The organism is Halomonas dongshanensis, from assembly GCF_024790395.1.
GTDB classification, from domain to species: domain Bacteria; phylum Pseudomonadota; class Gammaproteobacteria; order Pseudomonadales; family Halomonadaceae; genus Vreelandella; species Vreelandella dongshanensis.
In genome coordinates, this window is record NZ_JAJISC010000003.1 from 235772 (window position 1) to 254226 (window position 18455).

The 18455-nt window shown below is 52.5% G+C and carries 15 protein-coding genes and 1 pseudogene; 1 reads left to right on the top strand and 15 read right to left on the bottom strand.

Annotated elements, in window-relative coordinates; translation table 11 throughout:
- Window positions 1–4: 4 nt before the first annotated feature.
- From LLY24_RS07840 to LLY24_RS07870, 7 genes are all read right to left on the bottom strand, one after another.
- Window positions 5–1339 (bottom strand): TRAP transporter large permease, encoded by a 1335-nt coding sequence (locus tag LLY24_RS07840; RefSeq protein ID WP_259035727.1) that lies wholly within the window; start codon window positions 1337–1339, stop codon window positions 5–7.
- Window positions 1336–1836, bottom strand: coding sequence for a TRAP transporter small permease subunit (locus LLY24_RS07845; RefSeq protein ID WP_409335765.1), 501 nt, complete (start codon window positions 1834–1836; stop codon window positions 1336–1338). Before LLY24_RS07845 ends, LLY24_RS07840 begins: the two co-directional genes overlap by 4 nt.
- Window positions 1837–1921: 85 nt before the next feature.
- Window positions 1922–3028 (bottom strand): TRAP transporter substrate-binding protein DctP, encoded by a 1107-nt coding sequence (gene dctP, locus LLY24_RS07850; RefSeq protein ID WP_259035729.1) that lies wholly within the window; start codon window positions 3026–3028, stop codon window positions 1922–1924.
- 62 nt (window positions 3029–3090) lie between these two features.
- Window positions 3091–4254, bottom strand: coding sequence for an iron-containing alcohol dehydrogenase (locus LLY24_RS07855; protein ID WP_259035730.1), 1164 nt, complete (start codon window positions 4252–4254; stop codon window positions 3091–3093).
- 12 nt (window positions 4255–4266) lie between these two features.
- A complete protein-coding gene (locus LLY24_RS07860; protein ID WP_259035731.1) occupies window positions 4267–5724 on the bottom strand; it encodes an aldehyde dehydrogenase family protein in 1458 nt (485 codons plus the stop codon).
- Window positions 5725–5782: 58 nt separating this feature from the next.
- Window positions 5783–6100, bottom strand: a complete 318-nt coding sequence (locus tag LLY24_RS07865) for an AtuA-related protein (protein ID WP_259035732.1) — start codon at window positions 6098–6100, stop codon at window positions 5783–5785.
- Complete coding sequence (locus LLY24_RS07870) at window positions 6097–7440, bottom strand: acyclic terpene utilization AtuA family protein (RefSeq protein WP_259035733.1); 1344 nt, start codon at window positions 7438–7440, stop codon at window positions 6097–6099. Before LLY24_RS07870 ends, LLY24_RS07865 begins: the two co-directional genes overlap by 4 nt.
- A gap of 155 nt (window positions 7441–7595) precedes the next feature.
- Here LLY24_RS07870 and LLY24_RS07875 point away from each other — a divergent pair, with 155 nt between their 5' ends.
- Window positions 7596–8486: a LysR family transcriptional regulator gene (locus LLY24_RS07875; RefSeq protein ID WP_259035734.1), complete on the top strand. Its 891-nt coding sequence runs from the start codon at window positions 7596–7598 to the stop codon at window positions 8484–8486.
- A 125-nt stretch (window positions 8487–8611) separates the two neighbouring features.
- Here LLY24_RS07875 and LLY24_RS07880 read toward each other — a convergent pair whose 3' ends face one another.
- From LLY24_RS07880 to LLY24_RS18355, 8 genes and pseudogenes are all read right to left on the bottom strand, one after another.
- On the bottom strand, window positions 8612–9289 hold the full coding sequence (locus tag LLY24_RS07880) for a helix-turn-helix domain-containing protein (RefSeq protein ID WP_259035735.1): 678 nt from the start codon (window positions 9287–9289) through the stop codon (window positions 8612–8614).
- A gap of 170 nt (window positions 9290–9459) precedes the next feature.
- Window positions 9460–10065 carry a beta/alpha barrel domain-containing protein gene (locus tag LLY24_RS07885; RefSeq protein WP_259035736.1) on the bottom strand — a complete coding sequence of 202 codons (606 nt, stop codon included), beginning with the start codon at window positions 10063–10065 and terminating at the stop codon, window positions 9460–9462.
- A complete protein-coding gene (locus tag LLY24_RS07890; RefSeq protein ID WP_259035737.1) occupies window positions 10055–10957 on the bottom strand; it encodes a 2-dehydro-3-deoxygalactonokinase in 903 nt (300 codons plus the stop codon). The genes LLY24_RS07885 and LLY24_RS07890 overlap by 11 nt, the downstream gene beginning before the upstream one ends.
- On the bottom strand, window positions 10954–11793 hold the full coding sequence (locus LLY24_RS07895) for a dihydrodipicolinate synthase family protein (protein ID WP_259035738.1): 840 nt from the start codon (window positions 11791–11793) through the stop codon (window positions 10954–10956). Before LLY24_RS07895 ends, LLY24_RS07890 begins: the two co-directional genes overlap by 4 nt.
- Window positions 11794–11845: 52 nt before the next feature.
- A complete protein-coding gene (locus tag LLY24_RS07900) occupies window positions 11846–13012 on the bottom strand; it encodes a mandelate racemase/muconate lactonizing enzyme family protein (RefSeq protein ID WP_259035739.1) in 1167 nt (388 codons plus the stop codon).
- Window positions 12993–14912, bottom strand: coding sequence for a TRAP transporter permease (locus LLY24_RS07905; RefSeq protein ID WP_259035740.1), 1920 nt, complete (start codon window positions 14910–14912; stop codon window positions 12993–12995). The genes LLY24_RS07900 and LLY24_RS07905 overlap by 20 nt, the downstream gene beginning before the upstream one ends.
- Window positions 14913–14927: 15 nt before the next feature.
- On the bottom strand, window positions 14928–15893 hold the full coding sequence (locus LLY24_RS07910) for a TAXI family TRAP transporter solute-binding subunit (protein ID WP_259035741.1): 966 nt from the start codon (window positions 15891–15893) through the stop codon (window positions 14928–14930).
- Between the two features lie 856 nt (window positions 15894–16749).
- A pseudogene (locus LLY24_RS18355) lies at window positions 16750–18025 on the bottom strand (ISNCY family transposase).
- Window positions 18026–18455 lie beyond the last annotated feature (430 nt).

Consider the following 18455-nt stretch of genomic DNA (forward strand, 5'->3'; position numbering starts at 1 on the left):
TTCCTTAACTATTTAAAAGTATGCTGGGTAGTCCAGTAATGATTTGCGGAAAAACGGACATCAAGATGCAGGCCAGAATGATAATGGCAACAAAAGGTATGACGGCTTTATAAAGGTCCAGGGTTTCAACGCCCGCCGGTGCAACCCCTTTTAGATAAAACAGTGCGTAGCCAAAGGGCGGCGTAAGAAACGACGTTTGCAGGACAACGGCTACCATGACAACGAACCAGAGCATATCGATACCCAGCTGTTGAACGATGGGCAATATGATGGGAAAACTTAAAAGTACGATGCCCGTCCAGTCCAAAAACATGCCCAGAACAAACACCAGCAGGAAGATGGCGATCAGGGCACCTGTCGTACCGCCAGGCATGGCGAGCACAATGTTGTTGATTACTTGCATGCCGCCACCGCGAGAGAAAACGCCTGTAAAAGCCGTTGCCCCGACCAGTACCAGCATGACCATGGTGGTGGTCTTGCCCGCCTCGAGCAGCGTATTGAAGCACGTGCCGATCTTTCTATCGCCGAATGTCAAAAACAGGATGAACGCAATCCCCACCCCGATAGCCGAGGCCTCTGTTGCCGTTGCGATTCCAGTAAACAGCGCACCCAGCACACCCAGTATGAGTGCCATGGGAGGAAGCACGTACTTGGCCAGCATGAGCAAGAGTTGGGGCGTGGAAACCTGGCTGCGCTCCTCTGCAGGCACTTTTGGCCCGTATGCGGGTTTTATAAAACAGGCAATTAATACGTAAAGCGCATACATGGCGCCCAGCATGAGACCGGGTACCAGGGCACCCGCGAAAAGCGCCCCTACCGACACGGGCGAGTAGCTGGCCATCAAAATGAGCATGATACTGGGGGGAATAAGGATCCCCAGACAACCGCTGGCCATGATCACGCCGGAACTCAGCCCCTTGTGATAGCCATATTTCAGCATCGGTGCGAGGGCGATCAATCCCATGACGGCAATCGAGGCGCCTACGATACCGGTCGTTGCAGCCAGAAGCACCGAGACAATCACCACCGTCAGGGCAAGCCCTCCTCTTAAATTCGCAAGAAGAAGCCTCATGGCTTCAAACATCTTCTCAGTCACGCTTGAGTCGTTGAGAAAACGTGCCATCAGGATAAAAAGAGGGATGGCGACCAGGACATAGTTATCCATGGAGTTGCCATAGATATTATTGATGATGGTTCCAAGAACTCGCTCCCCGGGCCCCAGGTAGGCCCCAATGACGGCGGTTCCTCCCAACACAAAAGCGAGGGGGTGGCCCATGAAAAGCCCGATCAACAACCCACTAAACATGACAACGGTAAGCATTTCAGGACTCAGGCTCATGGCTTGCTACCTTTTAATGTATGAATGCATTTAAGAATGACGGAGACAACCTGTATCAATAGCAAAATGGCCGATACAAGAATGACGCCCTTGATTGGATAAAGGGGGATGGCCGTCATGCCATAGGTAGTTTCACCTCTTGAAAAAGAGCGCTCGAAAAAAGCCCAGCCGTAATATATGAGCATCCAGATAAAGGGTATAAAGAATATGAGATAGCCCAGTACGTTGATAATGGTTCTTTTTTTGTTATCGAACAGTCGAGTGATCACATCTACCTCGACATGACTTCCATGAAGTAATCCATAGGCAGCCAACAGCATGAAGTGGGCGCTAAAGAGCATCTTTGTAATATCAAAGACCCACTCACTGGGGCGGCCCATTACGAAACGCATGGCAATATCATAAATAACAATGAAGGTGATCACTGCTAAAAGAGGAGCCACGCAGCGTCCGACACCTTCGTTAAAGGCGTCAATCATAACGAATAATCTTTTCATTTCAGCGCTCGAGATGGCTTGAGGGCAAGCGTCACACACGCTTAAAAAACCCAATCTGATGATTATCAGATTGGGTCATCAAGAATTACATGCACGCTTCGATGTCTTCGAGAGAAGGTAAATCGGTAATATTCCTGCTCAAGTTGAAGGGGGCGGATACTTCATTCCACTGTTGATGCTCTTGAAGGTAGCTGATCTGCGAATGATAAACCTTGGCATGCATGGGGTTTTCGCAGGCGCTTTCAAGAATCATCTCATTGGTGACTTCCTGGATTCTCGCCAAGTCTTCTTCAGAGAATCGCGTTATCTCTATCCCTGCATCTACAAAGGCAGCAACCCCTTCCGAGTTTTTCCTTTCCGCCCACGCCAAGGACCACGCCATATTGGCTTCAGCGGCCACTTTGAGTCTTTCCTGAACCTGTTCAGGTAACGCCTCCCAGGCATCCTTATTGATCATTATGCCATGTACCCCACCTGTCTGATGCCAGCCCGGGGTAGCCCAGTAGGGCGCTACTTCTGCAAAACCAGCGTTGAAATCGACACCAGGCATGGAGAACTCTGCGGCGTCTACAACACCACGTTCTACTGCCTGATAGATTTCCGACCCCGACAAGGTCACCTGTGAACCGCCCAGTTTTTCCAAAACGCGCCCTTGGTCTCGACCTGCTAGTCGGATCCTTTTTCCATCCAGGTCGGCAAGGCTATTAATTCGTGTTCTTCCTCTAAAGCCTGATTCGGAAGTTACCAGGCCAAAAGGCAAATAATAAATGCCGTATTCACCGTAAACTTCTTGATAAAGCTCTAGGCCACCCCATTCAAATATCCAGTTGAGGTAATCAGCGGCATTGAAGAGGCTGGTATGAGTCGATAGGGGAGAAAAAGCTGAATCAAGACCCGCCCAGTAACCGCCCCAGTCTCCAGCTGCGTCAATAGCACCTGTTTCGACTGCATCGAAAACCTCGGTACTGGGCATCAAGGTTCCGCCTGAGAAGAAGGTAATCTCGAGGTCATCGCCGGTAATACGATTGACACGATCTACCCAGGCTTTATCTATTTCGATAAGTTCAAGGCTTTCAGGCCAAACGCTTGTGACCGTCCACTCAATCTTGTCATCTGAAAATGAGTGATTGGAGGCCAGCAACATGCCGCTTGCAGTGGCGATGCAGAGTTTCTTGAGGTTGAACTGATTCATGGTGTGCTCCATTTTTTAGGAATTATTCTTTCGAAGTGCTGTTTTCAATAAAGGAGTCTTGGTCAGTAAGCTTTTTGTAATAGTGTCAGAAAGTCTTTTTCAGTTGTCCATCGTGGATTCCAGCGATTGTAGTTAAGTAAGAAGCATTTCTCAGAAATTTCTGGTAAATCCTTCTTTTCTACTCCTACGTCGCGTAGGCGAGGAGGGACGTTTAAATCGTCGCAAAGTTCCTTGATCGCTGTAATGGCTTTTCGGCCAGCGTCTAATGTCGATAATCCTCGCGTATCGATGCCCATCGTGGCAGCCAATATGGCAAATCGCTGAGGCGTAGCGATAAAGTTGAATTCCGCGACATGAGGTAGGCAAACGGCGTTCGCCAACCCGTGAGGTATCGGATATTTACTTCCCAGGGCCATCGCCATACAGTGCACATTACCTGTACCGGTCGTGCCAAATGACATGGCCGCCATGGAGGAGGCGCATAGCATATTGAACGCTGCGTCCTGATTCTCTCGATTAGCGACGTAGGGGCGAAGGTTATCGCTGATCAACCGGATGGCGTGAAGGTTCTGGGCATCAGTGAACGGGTTTGCCAATTTGGAAAGATAGGATTCAAAAGCGTGAACGAACGCATCGATGCCCGAATGAATGGCAACGTGCTGTGGTGTGGTACTGATGGCTTCAGGATCCAGAATGGCGTACGTGGCCGGACCATAATGAGCATGACGTATGGCCATCTTGCTGTTTCGCAGCGTATCCGTGATGACCGCTGCACCTGAGACCTCTGAGCCTGTGCCGGCTGTCGTAGGTATGGCAATCAACGGTAGGGGAGGCACGTCAAACGTGTCGATACCTTCGTAGTCACTGATCTCTCCACCGTTCGTTGCGACGATGGCGACTGCTTTAGCGACATCAATGGCACTTCCCCCACCCAGCACCACCAGGGCGTGTGGTGATAAAGCGCTGCTTACGCGTAGTGCCGACACCACGTTTTTATCGGTAGGCTCAGGATCGATGCCGTCAAACTCTTCAAGTTCGATACCCAGACTCTCCAATGAACTGACAAGCGATCGATGAAGACGGCTTCCTTTCAAGCCCGGATCGGTCAGTAACAGTACCTTGCTCCAGTTGTTCTCCTGGACAATTTCCGCGACACGCGTCCACACTTGGCGTCCAAACTCTACACGTGTGGGGCAGTGGCTTTTTGAAAGGCTGGCGTCAGTCATGTCATTGTCTTTTTAGAAGTTGACGTTCGAAGCATCGATGCGTATGCAGACGTTCTTTATCTGGGTGTAGGAGAGGATGGCGTCCATGCCTTTCTCGCGGCCAAACCCGGATTTCTTGTAGCCGCCGAAAGGTATTTCGGCACCTCCACCCGCGCCGTAACAGTTGACGAATACTTGTCCTGCCTTGATTCGATTCGCAAGCCAATGGGCACGTCCAATATCTCGTCCCCAGATGCCCGCCACCAATCCGTATTCCGTATCGTTGGCCAGGCGTTCGGCATCTTCGAGCGTATCGAAAGGCAGCAGCGTAAGGACAGGCCCGAATATTTCCTCTCGCGCGACCCTGGCGCTGGAGGATGCTGGGCAGACAAGAGTCGGCTTTACAAAATGGCCAGTGGATTGATCAGCATCTCCGATAAATCGGCCGCCGGTATAGACATCCGCCTCCTCCTGCTGACCCAGTTTTATGTAGTCTTCGATGCGCTGTCGTTGAGAAGCGCTCACTACTGGCCCAAGGTCAGGATCATCCAGTCCACGTCCCAGGGTCAGCTGACCAATCGAGTCGCGAAGCCGTTCGATCACAGTTTCTTTTATCGAGCTATGCGCCAGAACACGGGATCCGGCCGAGCACGTCTGTCCTGAATGAGGGAAGGCCGCCTTTATTATCAAGGGTATGGCTGTATCCAGTTCCGCATCGGGCAAAATGATATTGGGAGATTTGCCGCCTAGCTCTAAAAGAACGGGTGTAACGTTTTTGGCGGCTGTCTGCATGACAGCCGTACCCGTTTCAACAGACCCCGTGAACACGAGAAGATTGATCCCCGGGTGTGACGCCAGTGCGGCCCCGGCCTCATGACCAAAGCCAGGTACGATATTGAGTAGCCCATTCGGCAGGCCTGCTTCCTGACAGATATCGGCAATGGTGAAGATGCTGAGGCATGCAAGCTCGGCGGGTTTGAGTACCACGGCATTACCGGTTGCAAGCGCCGGTGCTATGCCCCGACAGGCAATTTGCAATGGATAGTTCCAGGGCACTATCTGGCCTGTCACGCCCAGGGGCTCACGAACGGTAAAATCAACATAATCCGGTCCGAGAGGAATGGAGTTACCCAGTATCTTGTCGGCCACGCCGGCATAGTATTCAAAGAAGCGAGCTGCCGCATTGGCGTCGGCCTTTGCTTGTACCAGGGGTTTGCCGGCATCACGACATTCGATCATGCTCAGCTCTTCAGCCTTGTCTCGTATGATCTGTGCAATGTTATAGAGAATTCTTGCCCGGTCACTTGGTAGCCGAGTTGCCCATTTCTGCTGCGCTACCTGGGCGGAGACGACCGCTTGATCAATATCCTTTGCAGAACCACGCGCAATTCGAGCCAGTACTTTCTGGTCGGCGGGGTCATGCAAGTCTATCCACTCATTGGTCTCTGCCGGACGCCATGTCCCCTCGATGTAGCAACCAAAATCTTTCATATGGGCCTCTTGTAAGAATTCTGTCAGGAAGTAGTGCAGCTCATCAGAGCTTGCAGGTTTAGTTGTTGGTGTGGCTTCCAATGGGCAAGCTAAGCAAAGCCGAGCCTAATGATTTACCGTGGGCATCTAGCGCTAAAGAACCTACGACACCTCCTGAGAGGGCATGAGTGAGTACCAGGTTAAGAGCACCAAGCCTGGGGATTTCATAACGAATAACGGTACCTTTGACACTATCTCGCAGGTGCTCGGCCACACGTTCTGGCGTGACTTCCTTGACCAATAACTCGTAATCTTTATCTTCATAAGCAATGACGGAGATGTTGGCGGTATCTCCCTTGTCACCACTTCGGCAATGAGCAATATCTCTCAGGATCATGAGTTGGCGGTTTCCATGAAGATGATCGATGTGGGTACATGGCTTTCTGCAATGAGTGGCGATGTTAGAAATACGGCAGGACGCGTCGATTTCCATGCACCCCCCCCCCCCGATGGACCATTGGTATAAAGCGCCTCGACTTCATTACCAATGCGTTCGGCATCTTCCCGGGAGTCGCATTTTGCCAGGACTCTAAGACGCACTTCATACGGCTCATGACCACTGCTTAACTGATCGCCGTGAAGTGCATTCATGCCAATGAAATCGACTCTCAAGTCACGGTATATATTTTCGGTTAGTCTTTCTTTAATGATATCCCTGGCCAGCTGCGCACGTGCGACCGCGCCGATACCGGCATAGGAAATCTGGCCTTCGCCAATAAAACCATCGTGATAACTGATCGATACTTTTAGATGGTTGGTCTTGGCATGCCCCGTGGCATCATGAATACGCACACGATTAGTCGCTATCTCCTCGATCCAGACATTGCTGAAATCCGCAATCACGTCTGGTTGAAGATATCGGGCAGGATCATGTATCTCATATAAAAGCTGCTCCTTGACGGTTGCGGGAGTAATGTAGCCTCCCGTATTGTCCAGCTTGGATATTTCGATGCGACCATCGGCGTAGATATCTCCAAAGGGAAAGCCAATGTGTGCCAGCTGCGGAACATCCTTTTTGCCAGGATCGGCAAAATAGCCACCGCAAATTTGCCCTGCGCACTCCAGAAGGTGACCAGCCGCAGTTCCCTTGCCAAGCTTGTCCCAATCATTCATTTTCCATTTGAATGAGTGTATCAGCGGCCCCAGAAATAATGCGGGATCGGCCGCTCTGCCGGTCACGACCACGTTTGCGCCTTTATCCAGAGCCTTGGCAATCGACTCAGCACCGATGTAGGCGTTGGCAGATATGATTTGGTCACGATGTTCGGCAATCGTATAACCGTGTTCTTCTTTTAGGCAGGCACTATCCTTCGTGCATTGCGTCAGGATATCGTCGCCGACGACAGCTGCCACGCGTATCGAATCAAGGCCCATGTCATGTGCCAAATCACGGATGCACTGCGCCGCAGCCAGGGGGGCAGCCGCCCCCATATTGGTTATAATGCGTATGTTGTTCTGATGACAAAGGCCTAGAACGGCCTGCATGCGAGCGACCAGGAAGGGGTCATACCCCTTTTGTCGACTGGACAGCAACTGCAGCTGTGCATTAGTGATAGTTCTCTCAGCCAGACACTCGAATACGAGAAAATCCAGATTGCCTCGCTTGGCGAGATCTACCGCTGGATCGATTCTATCGCCTGAATATCCAGCGCCAGCTCCAATTCTCACCTTGTGCATGCGCCACCATATCGTGTTGTTTGTATAAGACTAAAGGCTATGAACTAAAGTTCAATATTGATATCGAGTGTGATTACTAGTTGTTGGTTTCAAGTTAAAGCTGGCTAATCAATTAAACAATTGAAATAATTAAATGGTAATTATAAAGGATTTTTATGGATATTAGCTTTCGTCAAATACGCTCATTTCTTGCTGTGGCCCAGTTAGGTAGTTTCACTCAGGCCGCAACGTCTCTTTTTTTGACGCAACCCGCATTGACGATACAGATTCGTAATATGGAAGAGTCGTTAAATGTTCGCTTGTTTGACCGTAATACGCGAGCTGTAAAACTTACTCGCGTGGGGGCATCGTTATTGCCCGTATTTCAAAGGATGGTCAACGATCTTGATTCGGTTGTGACCGAGGCCCGCGACATCGTTGCAATGAGGCGGGGCGTTGTGCGCATTGCCGTCCTTCCTTCAGTGGCTGCTTCTTTATTGCCCTTTGTTATCAAGGGGTTTCATGCCGTTTATCCAGGTGCTGAATTTATAGTTCGCGACGCCATCGATAACAAGGTTGTCGAGCTGGTAAAGGAAGGTGAGGTCGATATAGGTGTTACGGGCGGGTGGATCAGAGATAAAGAAGTTAAAACGCTTTTCAAGAAGTCAGAAACGCTTAAAGTTATCTTCCCTCATGAACATCCGCTTGGTAATTTGAAGAAAATAAGTGTTTCCGATATTGCTCAATTTCCACTTGTCACCTTGAATGCCTTGACAAGTTTGAGAACGGTTGTTGAAGAAGCTTTTTCCAGAGAAGAGGTGACGCCCGTCACCGCTTGCGAAGCCACCTACATGATGACTGTAGCTAGTATGGTTAGCGCAGGATTAGGCGTTGCCGTATTACCCTCGGCGGCAAAGGAGGATCATGCCTTTCCCGATATAACGAGTGCTCCTATAGATATCTCTAAACTAAGTCGTACTATCTCGATTATTACACTATGCGACAAGACTCTACCGCCTATGAGTCAGTTTTTTTGCAAGCATTTAATCAGCGCTTTGGAGGGTTAGTGAACTCTCCTATATTTTCTGTATTATATCTTAGTTTTAGGGTCATCTGATGATCATATGGGTTATAAGATTTAATCTCAGGCGTTTAATTGAAATAAGAAAGAATTTGTTAATATGGTCTATCGCTATTCTGTCTTAATCTTCTCGATTAGTTCAGACAAGAAATACACGTATTCTGGTAATTCGCTCTCTTTGCAACGAATATTCGACAAGGCAATGACGGCGTTGCTGTCCGGAAGCTGCCGAGCAATACGATATTCATTGAAAGGGTACGATTTGATATAAGATTCGCTGTTTCGCGCCGCCTCTATTTCGTCACGGAGCAACGCAAACTCCTCTGCGCCGATTAGATCGGTAATTTCTTCGTCGTTTTTACGCGAGAGCAGCATGATGCCGATGACCGAACTTGAGGCTGGAATTGAATCATAGTTACCGATAGACTGCGCAACACTGGCGCTTTTACCCGTGTGGACCAGGTAGACAACCTTGTCGCCGCCGAGCACGCCGATTGCGATAGTACATAGACGAGTGTCGACCGACTCTAGGGTGGTGATAACCGACTTGTAGAATTTCGAGTTGTGAATCGACAATGCCGATAACCGATTTAGCCCCCAGCCAACAGTGTATTTGCGCTTCTTGCTTTGACTGACCAAATCCAATTCGACCAGCGTTTTCATGATGCGCGTGACTTTGGCTGGATCCATATCGAGAATTCTGCCCATTTCACGGATACCCATGGGATTTTCGCTGCTGGCGAGCAGCTCAAGGCAACGGATGGCGTTGCTGATGCTTTGATTGATCATCGGAGATTTGTTCTGTATTTGAAACAGTTCTGCATATGACCTTTGCTCGCTGAGACGGCTAATCGCGGATGCTACCATAATTTCCGGCCTATTAAAGATTGATTGTGTGGCAGAAGCCCCGGTGTGCGGCTCCTGTCAATCGTGTGCCTGACCTGTTTATTTCCGTTGCCTCAGTTAGCCGTTCTCATCAAGGCTTGCACTGCTCGCCCCTTGCTCGCCGTTTGCTCGACGCTCTGGCCGGGTTTGTAAATCGCCGAACCGAGGCCGATAGCGTCGTAGTGGGCTAGAAACGCTTGGGCGTTGGATGCGTCGATGCCACCGACAGCCGCGAAGCGTACCGTTTCCGATAGTGGTCCTTTAATATACTTGGGGTATTCAGTCGGCAATGCCGCCGCCGGAAACACTTTCAGTAGGTCAACGCCCATACTGACTGCAGCGAAGATTTCCGATGCACTAAAAACACCGATGCAGGTTTTCAGGCCGAGGGAGCGGGCCATATCGATGACTGACGGATCCAGGTTTGGTGTTACAATGTATCGAGCTCCGGCTTCGCGTGCTTGGCGTGCTAATGTCGCCGATGTGACGGTACCGACCCCGATATTTAGGTCACTGCCGAAGTTCTCGACGACCATTTGCACACTCTCGAACCACTTGGGAGAATTGGTCGGAATTTCGATATCGACTAGCCCCAACGCTAATAGCTGTTCGGTATGAGCAACCGCCTCGTGGGGTTCGATTCCACGAAGAATCGCGATCAGGTTGGTTCTAGTCGCCATTAAACACCTCGTTGAAGCCCAGCAGCACAGTTTCCTCCAGCGTCAGGCAGTTGCATGCCACGCCCAGCATGTCACAGGCCGCGCGGTATCGTGGCAATAATGCGTCAGAACCGATGAGAGTGATCGCTTTGTCGGTGCGCGGTGCCATCGAGCGGACCTCGTGCCCGATAAGCAGCCCCGAAAGATAGCTGGCAGTATGCTTGGCTTCGATCTGTCCTAGCACATAGCGGGCACGGCATTTGAATAGCTCGGTAATGATATCGCGCTGTTCGGAGGCCATTGCCTTGGCAGCCTCAATGCCTCTGATAAAGAGTTCATTGCTTTCTTCCTGTTCCGGCAGCCCCTTACCGACCAGTGAATGGTCGAGCAGCAGCTTGTACATTTCACCGGTCATGAATGTGTGTAGCTTTGTCACCACAGGTTCGGTGCCGCTTTTGTCTACCTGGACCCACTTGCTGTGGGTGCCCGCAGCGACGAATATCTCGCTGTCAAAACGGCTGGCCGCGCCGAGTATCTGCAGTTCTTCGCCGCGACATACGTCCCAGCTGTCGCGACAAGCAATGCCTGGCTTGATGTAGGTAGGGTTTGGTAGTTCCGCATCGACCTGGACACCTCTGGATTTCAGGGCTTTGATCGGCAACGGTAGGTTTCGATAACCAACATCGCAGATACCAAGATTGCTGCCGATCATGCCACACATCACCACCGGTAGATCTTCTGAATAGTTGCTCCCGAGCCGTTTCATTTCGTTGGCCAGTACTGCGTTCAACTCGGCCTTGTCCGCAAAGCGGCCGACGCCGGCGCTAGACTGAACCGTGGCAACGATATTGCCATCCTGCACCCGCATGGCGCGGAAATTGGATGAGCCCCAATCAACTGCTATATAGTTCATGAACTTTTCCGCATTATGGATAGGGGAAGGATTTCGAGTATGTCGAACAGCTCGCGGCGGGTAACGTTATCGATGTAACGTGCCGGATTGCGCACGTGGTTGGTAGCGAAAATACCACTGGCGTGCAGTACTTCCTTGTGGATACTGACCCCGATGTTCGGCTGCACTCCATAGCGCAGAAACGGCAGGTAGCGATAGAAAGTTTCGCGGGCACCCTCCCGATTGCCATTGAAATATTGGCCCAGTATGTTGTTGATCACATCGGGAAACTCGCAGGCCGGCATCGTGCCGATAGCACCCCTTTCCAGCTCTTCAAACAGGAACCCCGCATTGAGGCCGCCAAACAATGTCGCGGAATTTTCGAGGGCCTCCATCAGCAGGGTTATCTTGAGGGTCGTGGGCGGCTGCTCGACCTTGATGTACTTAACTCTCTCGGATGCTTTACAGATGTTCACAAGCGTCGGTACTGGCAGGTTTACGCCGGTCATCAGCGGCGCATCTTGAATCATTATGTCTATGTCGGTGCCCTCGACGACCAAGCCGAAAAACTCCTGCGCTGCTTCGGGTGACGGTTTGATGACGCTGGGAGGATTGACCATAGCGACAGTCGCCCCCAAATCAGTTACACGTTTGATGTCCTCAATCGCCGCCATCGGCGAGGCGCCCCCAGCCGCAGCCACCACGGGCAGATCGCCTACCATTTGTTTCACACGAGTAAGGATAGCCTGCTTCTCGCCCGTAGTTAGCGCATAGCCCTCCGAGGCATTACCGAACAGGGCCAAGCCATTGACTCCTTGTTCCATCAGGAACGCCACCAGACGTTCGATACTGGCCATGTCGACTGCTCCACGGTTGTCGAAAGCCGTGGATAGAATCGGTACGTTACCCTTAAGCATGTTGGTACTCCGCTGCATACTGTTTGATGATTTCTTCATTGACGTCGACGCCGAGACCGGGACGATTATTTAAGCAATAGCGACCTTCATCGCAGTTGAGGGGAGAGTTCAGAATACTGTTGGCTATATGGAAGACGCTGGGCTGAAACTCCAGCTTGATAGCGTTGGGCAGTGCGGCAGCCACTTGCATCGATGCGGCTATACAGGGCCCCAGGCCAACGCTCAGGTGCGGCGCAACTTGCAGGTGGTGCGTTTCGGCCTGGAAGCCGATGCGCATAGCCTCAGTAATACCCACTCGGCCGACATCGGGCTGTAGCAGGTCCACGGCCCGATGCTCAATGAAGGGGCGAAATTCGAACCGGGTGCGTTCGGTTTCGCCTAACGCGATCGGTATCGACGTTTTCTGACGAAGCTCGGCATGTCCTGCAATATCCTCAACCAATAGGGGAGCTTCGAAAAAGCGAATATCCAATGCCTCGAGGCCTTTTGCCAAGCGTACGGCGTCACTGACGCTGTAGTTCCAATGCGCGTCGATGAACAGCTCAACCCCATCGCCGACGGCCTCGCGCACGGCCGAGAGGTTGGCCAGATCTTCTTTGACGCCATAGCCTAGTGCCATCTTGATGGCGCGAAACCCTTTCGACTTCCATTCCAGGGCGAGGGCGACACGCCCCTCGATAGTCGGCGCGGGCAAGCCGGACACATAGCAGGGTATCTCCTGGCGGTATGCTCCACCCAATAGCTCGTGCACCGGTTTGCCCGCTTCCTTGCCGCGCAGATCCCAGAGCGCACAGTCGACTGCGGCGATCGCATCAACAAGGAAACCGCTTAGATAGCCGCGATCACGCATGGAATCGTACATGCGCGACCAGAGCACGTTGGTGTGATTCGGGTTTTCGCCGACTAGTATCGGCTTGAACAGATTGAGAATGATCTCTGAGACGATATGCGGTGTGACCGGTGCTAGCGCTTCGCCCCATCCCACCAGACCGCAATCGGTGGTGATCTTGACCAGGCTGGTTTCCATTTTGCGTGAATAGACGCAGCGATACTCGTTTCGGTAGTAGTAGTCCGGGAGGTCATCGGACACATCGCCGCCCAGATAGGCATACGGTGGCGTTATCTTTATCGCAAAGCATTCAATATGCGCTATTTTCATTTTTGCTGCCCTTAAGCTTGGGAAGGTTTTTAGTAGTGAACTTCATCATCAGCGCAATAACGGCAACGGTAGCGACTATGGCGAGTAAGTTGTTGGTATACATCAGGAAAAGTGAGGCGCCGACCAGAAATCCGCTATGCAACCATGACAGCGGCTTATGTAGGCACCCCGAGATACCAGCGGCGAAAACGATCATGCCAAGCAGACAACTGAGGATCTGGTAAGCGATCGACTGTGGGCTGCCGAGCAGCAGCAGTTCGTTGTGATATACGAACAGGTACGGTACGAGAAAGACCGGGATGCAGAGTTTGAACGCTAGCAGGCTGGTCTTCATCGGAGAAGCGCCTGAGAGTCCCGCTGCAGCGTAGGATGAGATCGCCACTGGTGGGGTGATGGCCGAAAACACGCCAAAGTAAAGAATGAACATATGGGCGGCAATCGGTTCTAATCCAGCATCGATCAGGGATGGAGCTGCGATTGCCACGATCAGTATATAGGCAGCGGAGGTAGGCAGCCCCATACCTAGGACCAGCGACGCGATCATCATGAAAAACAACAGCAGTAGCAGGCTGTTGCTAGTGCTGCCCAGCACCACTGAGGTGAATTTGATCCCAAGGCCGGTTTCGGCCGCAACTCCGATGATGATGCCTGCCGCAGCACAGGTGACACAGATTAGTACGGCGTCTTTGGTGCCGTCGATCAGCGTCATCAAGATCTTGCGAAAAGACATGCGGGTCGATGCTCTGAACGCCGAGAAAACGATCACGCTGATCAGTGCTAAGACCGCTGACAGGTAGGGGGTATACCCCATAAACATCACAGCCACCACAATAACCAATGGCAGCAAAAGGTAGATGCGCAAAAAGATGGAGCGCCAAGCTGGTATCAAAGATTTATCGACGCCCTTCATGCCCAGCTTTACCGATTCGAAGTGAACGGCGGCGAAAATGCCGACAAAGAACAACAAAGCCGGTATGGCGGCGGTCATGATCAGGTCGGTGTAGGGAATGCCAACGAAATCAACCAGTAGGAAGGCGGCGGCGCCCATCACCGGTGGAAGCAACTGGCCACCGGTCGAGGAGGCGGATTCCACCGCGGCGGATAGGCTAGGTGAGTAGCCGGCTTTCTTCATTAGCGGGATAGTATAGGCGCCGGTGGAGACTACATTGGCAGTGGCGCTACCTGAGATCGAGCCCATGAACGCTGATGTTATAACCGCCATCTTGGCTGGGCCGCCGCGGGAACGACCGGCCAATGCGAAGGCCAAATCGATGAAGAGTCCGCCGGCGCCAGAGCGCTCGAGAAATTTACCGAACAATACGAATAGGAAAATAAAGGTCGCCGAAGCAGCAATGGGAATGCTGAAAATGCCGTCGGTAGTGTAAATCAGCTTATCTACCAGGTCAGTGTAGGTGCTACCGGAGTAGGCGAAGGGGCCGCTGATCAGACCGCCGAACAGAGTGTAAGCCACTGCGGCCAAGCAAATCGCGACCATACCCCAGCCGACGATGCGACGTGCTGCTTCAAGAATGCAGAGTAGCAGTGCCGAACCGATCACGACTTGGGGGAGCGTCAGGGTATCGATGCCCGGAAGCCGTTCAATGATCGTTGCGTAATCGTAGTACGACAGGTAGAGGGTGGTGCCTGCGGACGTCAGGATCATCAATAGATCCCAAGACAGCAGCCAAGGCCTGTTCTGACTAGCCGAGGGCTTGATCAAGAATGCTAGTGGTAGCAGTAAGGACAAGTGAGTCGTGCGGAACCGGTATGCCTCGGGAATGCCGTTGATCACCAGTTGCAGGTGATAAAGTGCCGCGATTAGGGCGATACCCAGAGCGAGCTTTTGCAAGCCGCTCTGGATGTGCGCAAACACGGTTTCCTGTTGAAGTGATGTCTTCATGGAAGCCTCGTGCGGTTATTGGACAATGCCGGCTTCGCTGAAGTAGCGCTCAGCGCCTTCGTGTAACGGGATTCCAATGCCGCTGGCGCAGGCCTCGATCGAAGCGAGATAAGAACTGATCGAGCCAGAAAGCGTTGCCAGCCGGTCGCGCCCTTGGTCGGAGCAGACCGCTTGGGTAAGCTGGTACGCGGTTTCTGCGGAAACATTACTGTTTGTGACCAGCACAACACCGCCGGCAACCGATGGAACAGGGCTGTCGATACCCTCATAGGTGCTGGCCTTGATTTCAGTGGCCGTATAACCGTACTGCTCCTGCATCGTAGTGACGGTCTCGTCGCTTAGGGGCAGCATTTGGAGCTGACGCGCTGAGTTGATCTCAACCACGGGCGCATACGGCAAACCTGAAAGTATTGTTACAGCTTCCAGGTGTCCGTCACGAATAAGTGAGTTGGCATCGCTGATACTGATGAACTCGACACGCCCGCCCCAGTCGCGGATATCGTCATAGCTAATTCCGTTCGCTTCGAGCACCCGACGGCTGAGCAGCTCGTTTTCACGCCCGCGCGGACCCACGGCAATTTTCAACGGATACTGCTTCTCCCTCAGCTCCGCTAGTGAGTCTATAGGCACGTTCTCGAGAGTAAGGAACTGGAACGACGATTCCATCACCTTGGCAATTCCACGCAGGTTTTCCATCCTCTGCTCGTAAGGTTCCTGGCCGTTGTAAGCCGCAAGTGCGAGCCCCGAGCTGGAGTGGCCGAATTGCGCCTGATCACGGCCGATCATGATCAGATTACCTAATGCGCCGCCCGTTTTGACGTTGATGTTGTAGTCGCCGTTTGCCCTGACCGTTTCGGCGACCTGAACGCCGATGGCGTAAGTGTTGCCCGAAATGGAGCCCATGCTGAAGTCCAGGGTTTCGTTAGCAGAGGCATTCGAACCGATCAGTAAGGCTGCTGCTGCGAGTAGTTGTTTTGTCATCGCTTAATCATCCTGTGTGCTTGGCTAGTTTTTGTGATGAATATTGAAACATATATGGGTAATATGGCTTTATTTGTTTCACTATGTCAATATTTTTGTTGCTTATGAGATCCCGTCTGTAACCACCACCGAATCGATGAATGCGTCATTAGAGTTTTCCAGCCTGCAATGAAACAAACAAAGATCGATATGAAGAAATCACGATACTGCGAGCCACAGATCGTCAAAATCATGGAATAGGTTGAGTCCATTTGGCTGATCAAGGACTTCTGGCGGGGGGGCGGCATCTCTAAGGCGACTATTACGACTGGAAATCCAAATACGTCTTCAAGGAACCTGAAGTGGAAAGCCATCGCCTAAATCAGATGTATGCCGATCTGAGCCTGGATCACAGGCTGCTGCAGTATGTGATCGAAATAAAACTGTAACGCCAGCCGTTCGACTATAACTGGTGCCTGAATTCATGCATGAAACGCCGCTTTTCGTAATATGCTGGCGGTACCGCCCATTGCCACGTTCCACACACTTCGCGGCCCCTTGCGATAATGCCAGCCAGTTAAGCTGATTGGCATTTTCATCTTCGACAAGGATACTTTGTCTTCCGCTGCTTCAGGCTCTCGTGAACCACCGATCAGGCCTGCGATGGGCAGGACATATTGTGCCGCCGAGGTCTGTAGTCTTGCTAGAAACCAGCTCGGCTGATGCAGTGAAGTGCCTTGCAGCAAGCCCGGTATTGCCCAGCTACAGGCGGTGAAGCTCATTTCGCAAAAGTAGACGCCAGGGCATTGTCAACGCAAAGCAGAGATGTCCCCTTTTGAACCAGTGAGAAATGTCCCCTGAACGGAACGCCATCTGTTCAGGGGGGCGTCGTCTTGGCGTTATTGACGATGGGACGTTTCCAAGGGTGGTCTGCAGCCGGTTTGTACTTCGGCCTCGCCTGCTGATCGTTCAGCACCCGCTCCACATGCTGGCGAACGCTCTTTTCGTCCTCCACTGGAATCGCGACCTCGCCCTCGGCCAGGACCTTCCAGGTCAAGGGTCTCCCTTCATGTAGCGCGGTGATCCTGCCATCCAATGCTTCGCAGAGGGTGACTGCGGCGCCACGCAATCGATAACCACGCCCCTTGCCTTGAATCTGGTATTCCCGGTGCCTGAACTGGAGCAGAGGTTTTTTGACAGCTTGCGCGTGTGCTGTCGGGACAAGATCCAGTCGACTTCTGCAGGCGTATGCAACACCGGGCGATGGGCATCTTCCGGGTGACGCGGTGTGACGCCAAAGCGGGCGTTGTACTCGGCGATGAACGTCGGCAGGAACGCGTTGGCGGTCTCCATGTCGCTAATGCCGACCAGCCAGCTCCTTGACGAGCCGATCCTGCAGCGTCTGATTGGCGCGCTCCACGCGTCCCTTGGCTTGCGGGGTGTTGGCATGAATGGCGGCGATATCCAGAGTGGCGAGGGCGCGCGAGAACTGCGTCAGCTCTCCTTCGCCGTCCCGTCGGTTGACGCGAAAGATGCTGTGACGATCCGAATAGATCGCCACGGGCCGCCCGTGCGCTTCGAGATAGTGGCCGAGGGTCTGCATGTAGCCTTGAGTCGTCTCTGCGGGCACGAAGCGCAGCGCCAACAAACAGCTAGTGGCATCGTCGATGAAGACGAGCAGCGTGCAGTACGGGCCGCGAGACTCGAACCAATCGTGTGGCGAGCCATCGATCTGGATCAGTTCGCCGAATCGGGCGCGCCGAAGGCGACGCATGATGGACATGGGGTAGACGGCGTGACGTGGGTGCCCAGATCCCGTCATCGATCATCCATTGGCGCAGGGTCTCGGCCGAGAGGCGGTGTGCATGACGCGTCTGAAGCTTCTCGCACGCCAGCGTCGGACCGAAGTCGAGATAGTAGGTGCGGATAAGCGTCAGGATCTGTGTCCGCACCTCTGGGGGTATGGCATTGTTGGGGGCTTTGCCGCGCCGCCGAGACACAAGTCCGGCAGGGCCAGCATCACGATAGCGCTGTACGAGCCGCTTGATCTGTCGCGTGGTCAGGCCGAGCTGAGCGGCGGCTTCGCGTTGCTTGAGCTGCTTATCAACGACTCGCTGTATCACGGCAAGCCGATCCACTTCCCGATGACTCATTGTCAGGTATTCCTCCGCCACAGCCCCACCAGGAAATGAAAGGGGACATTTTAGAATGGGACGAAGGGGACAGTACTGCTTGGGGCTGACATAGACGCCAGGGCATTGGCGAGCCATCAGCATCATCTGGTAGCGTAGAAGGTTGTACCCCAGCAGCACGTCCTATAATTCCTGTGCAATCATCTCCGACCTTTTGTTGCGCAGGACGTCCTCTCTACCGAGCATCGCTTGCTTGATCTCTCGATAACCCAGTTCGATTTCCCAGCTCTGACTGTAAAAGTGGGTGATTTTTTCACTAGGTAAGCGCAGTGGATCAGTCATCGAGGTGAGGACACTGACGACTTTTCCCTTGATTCTTTTGCTCAGCAGACGCATCTGGATGTTTACTGGCAAGTCGGGCCATTGCTTGCGGGCTTAAGAAGAGGTGCGC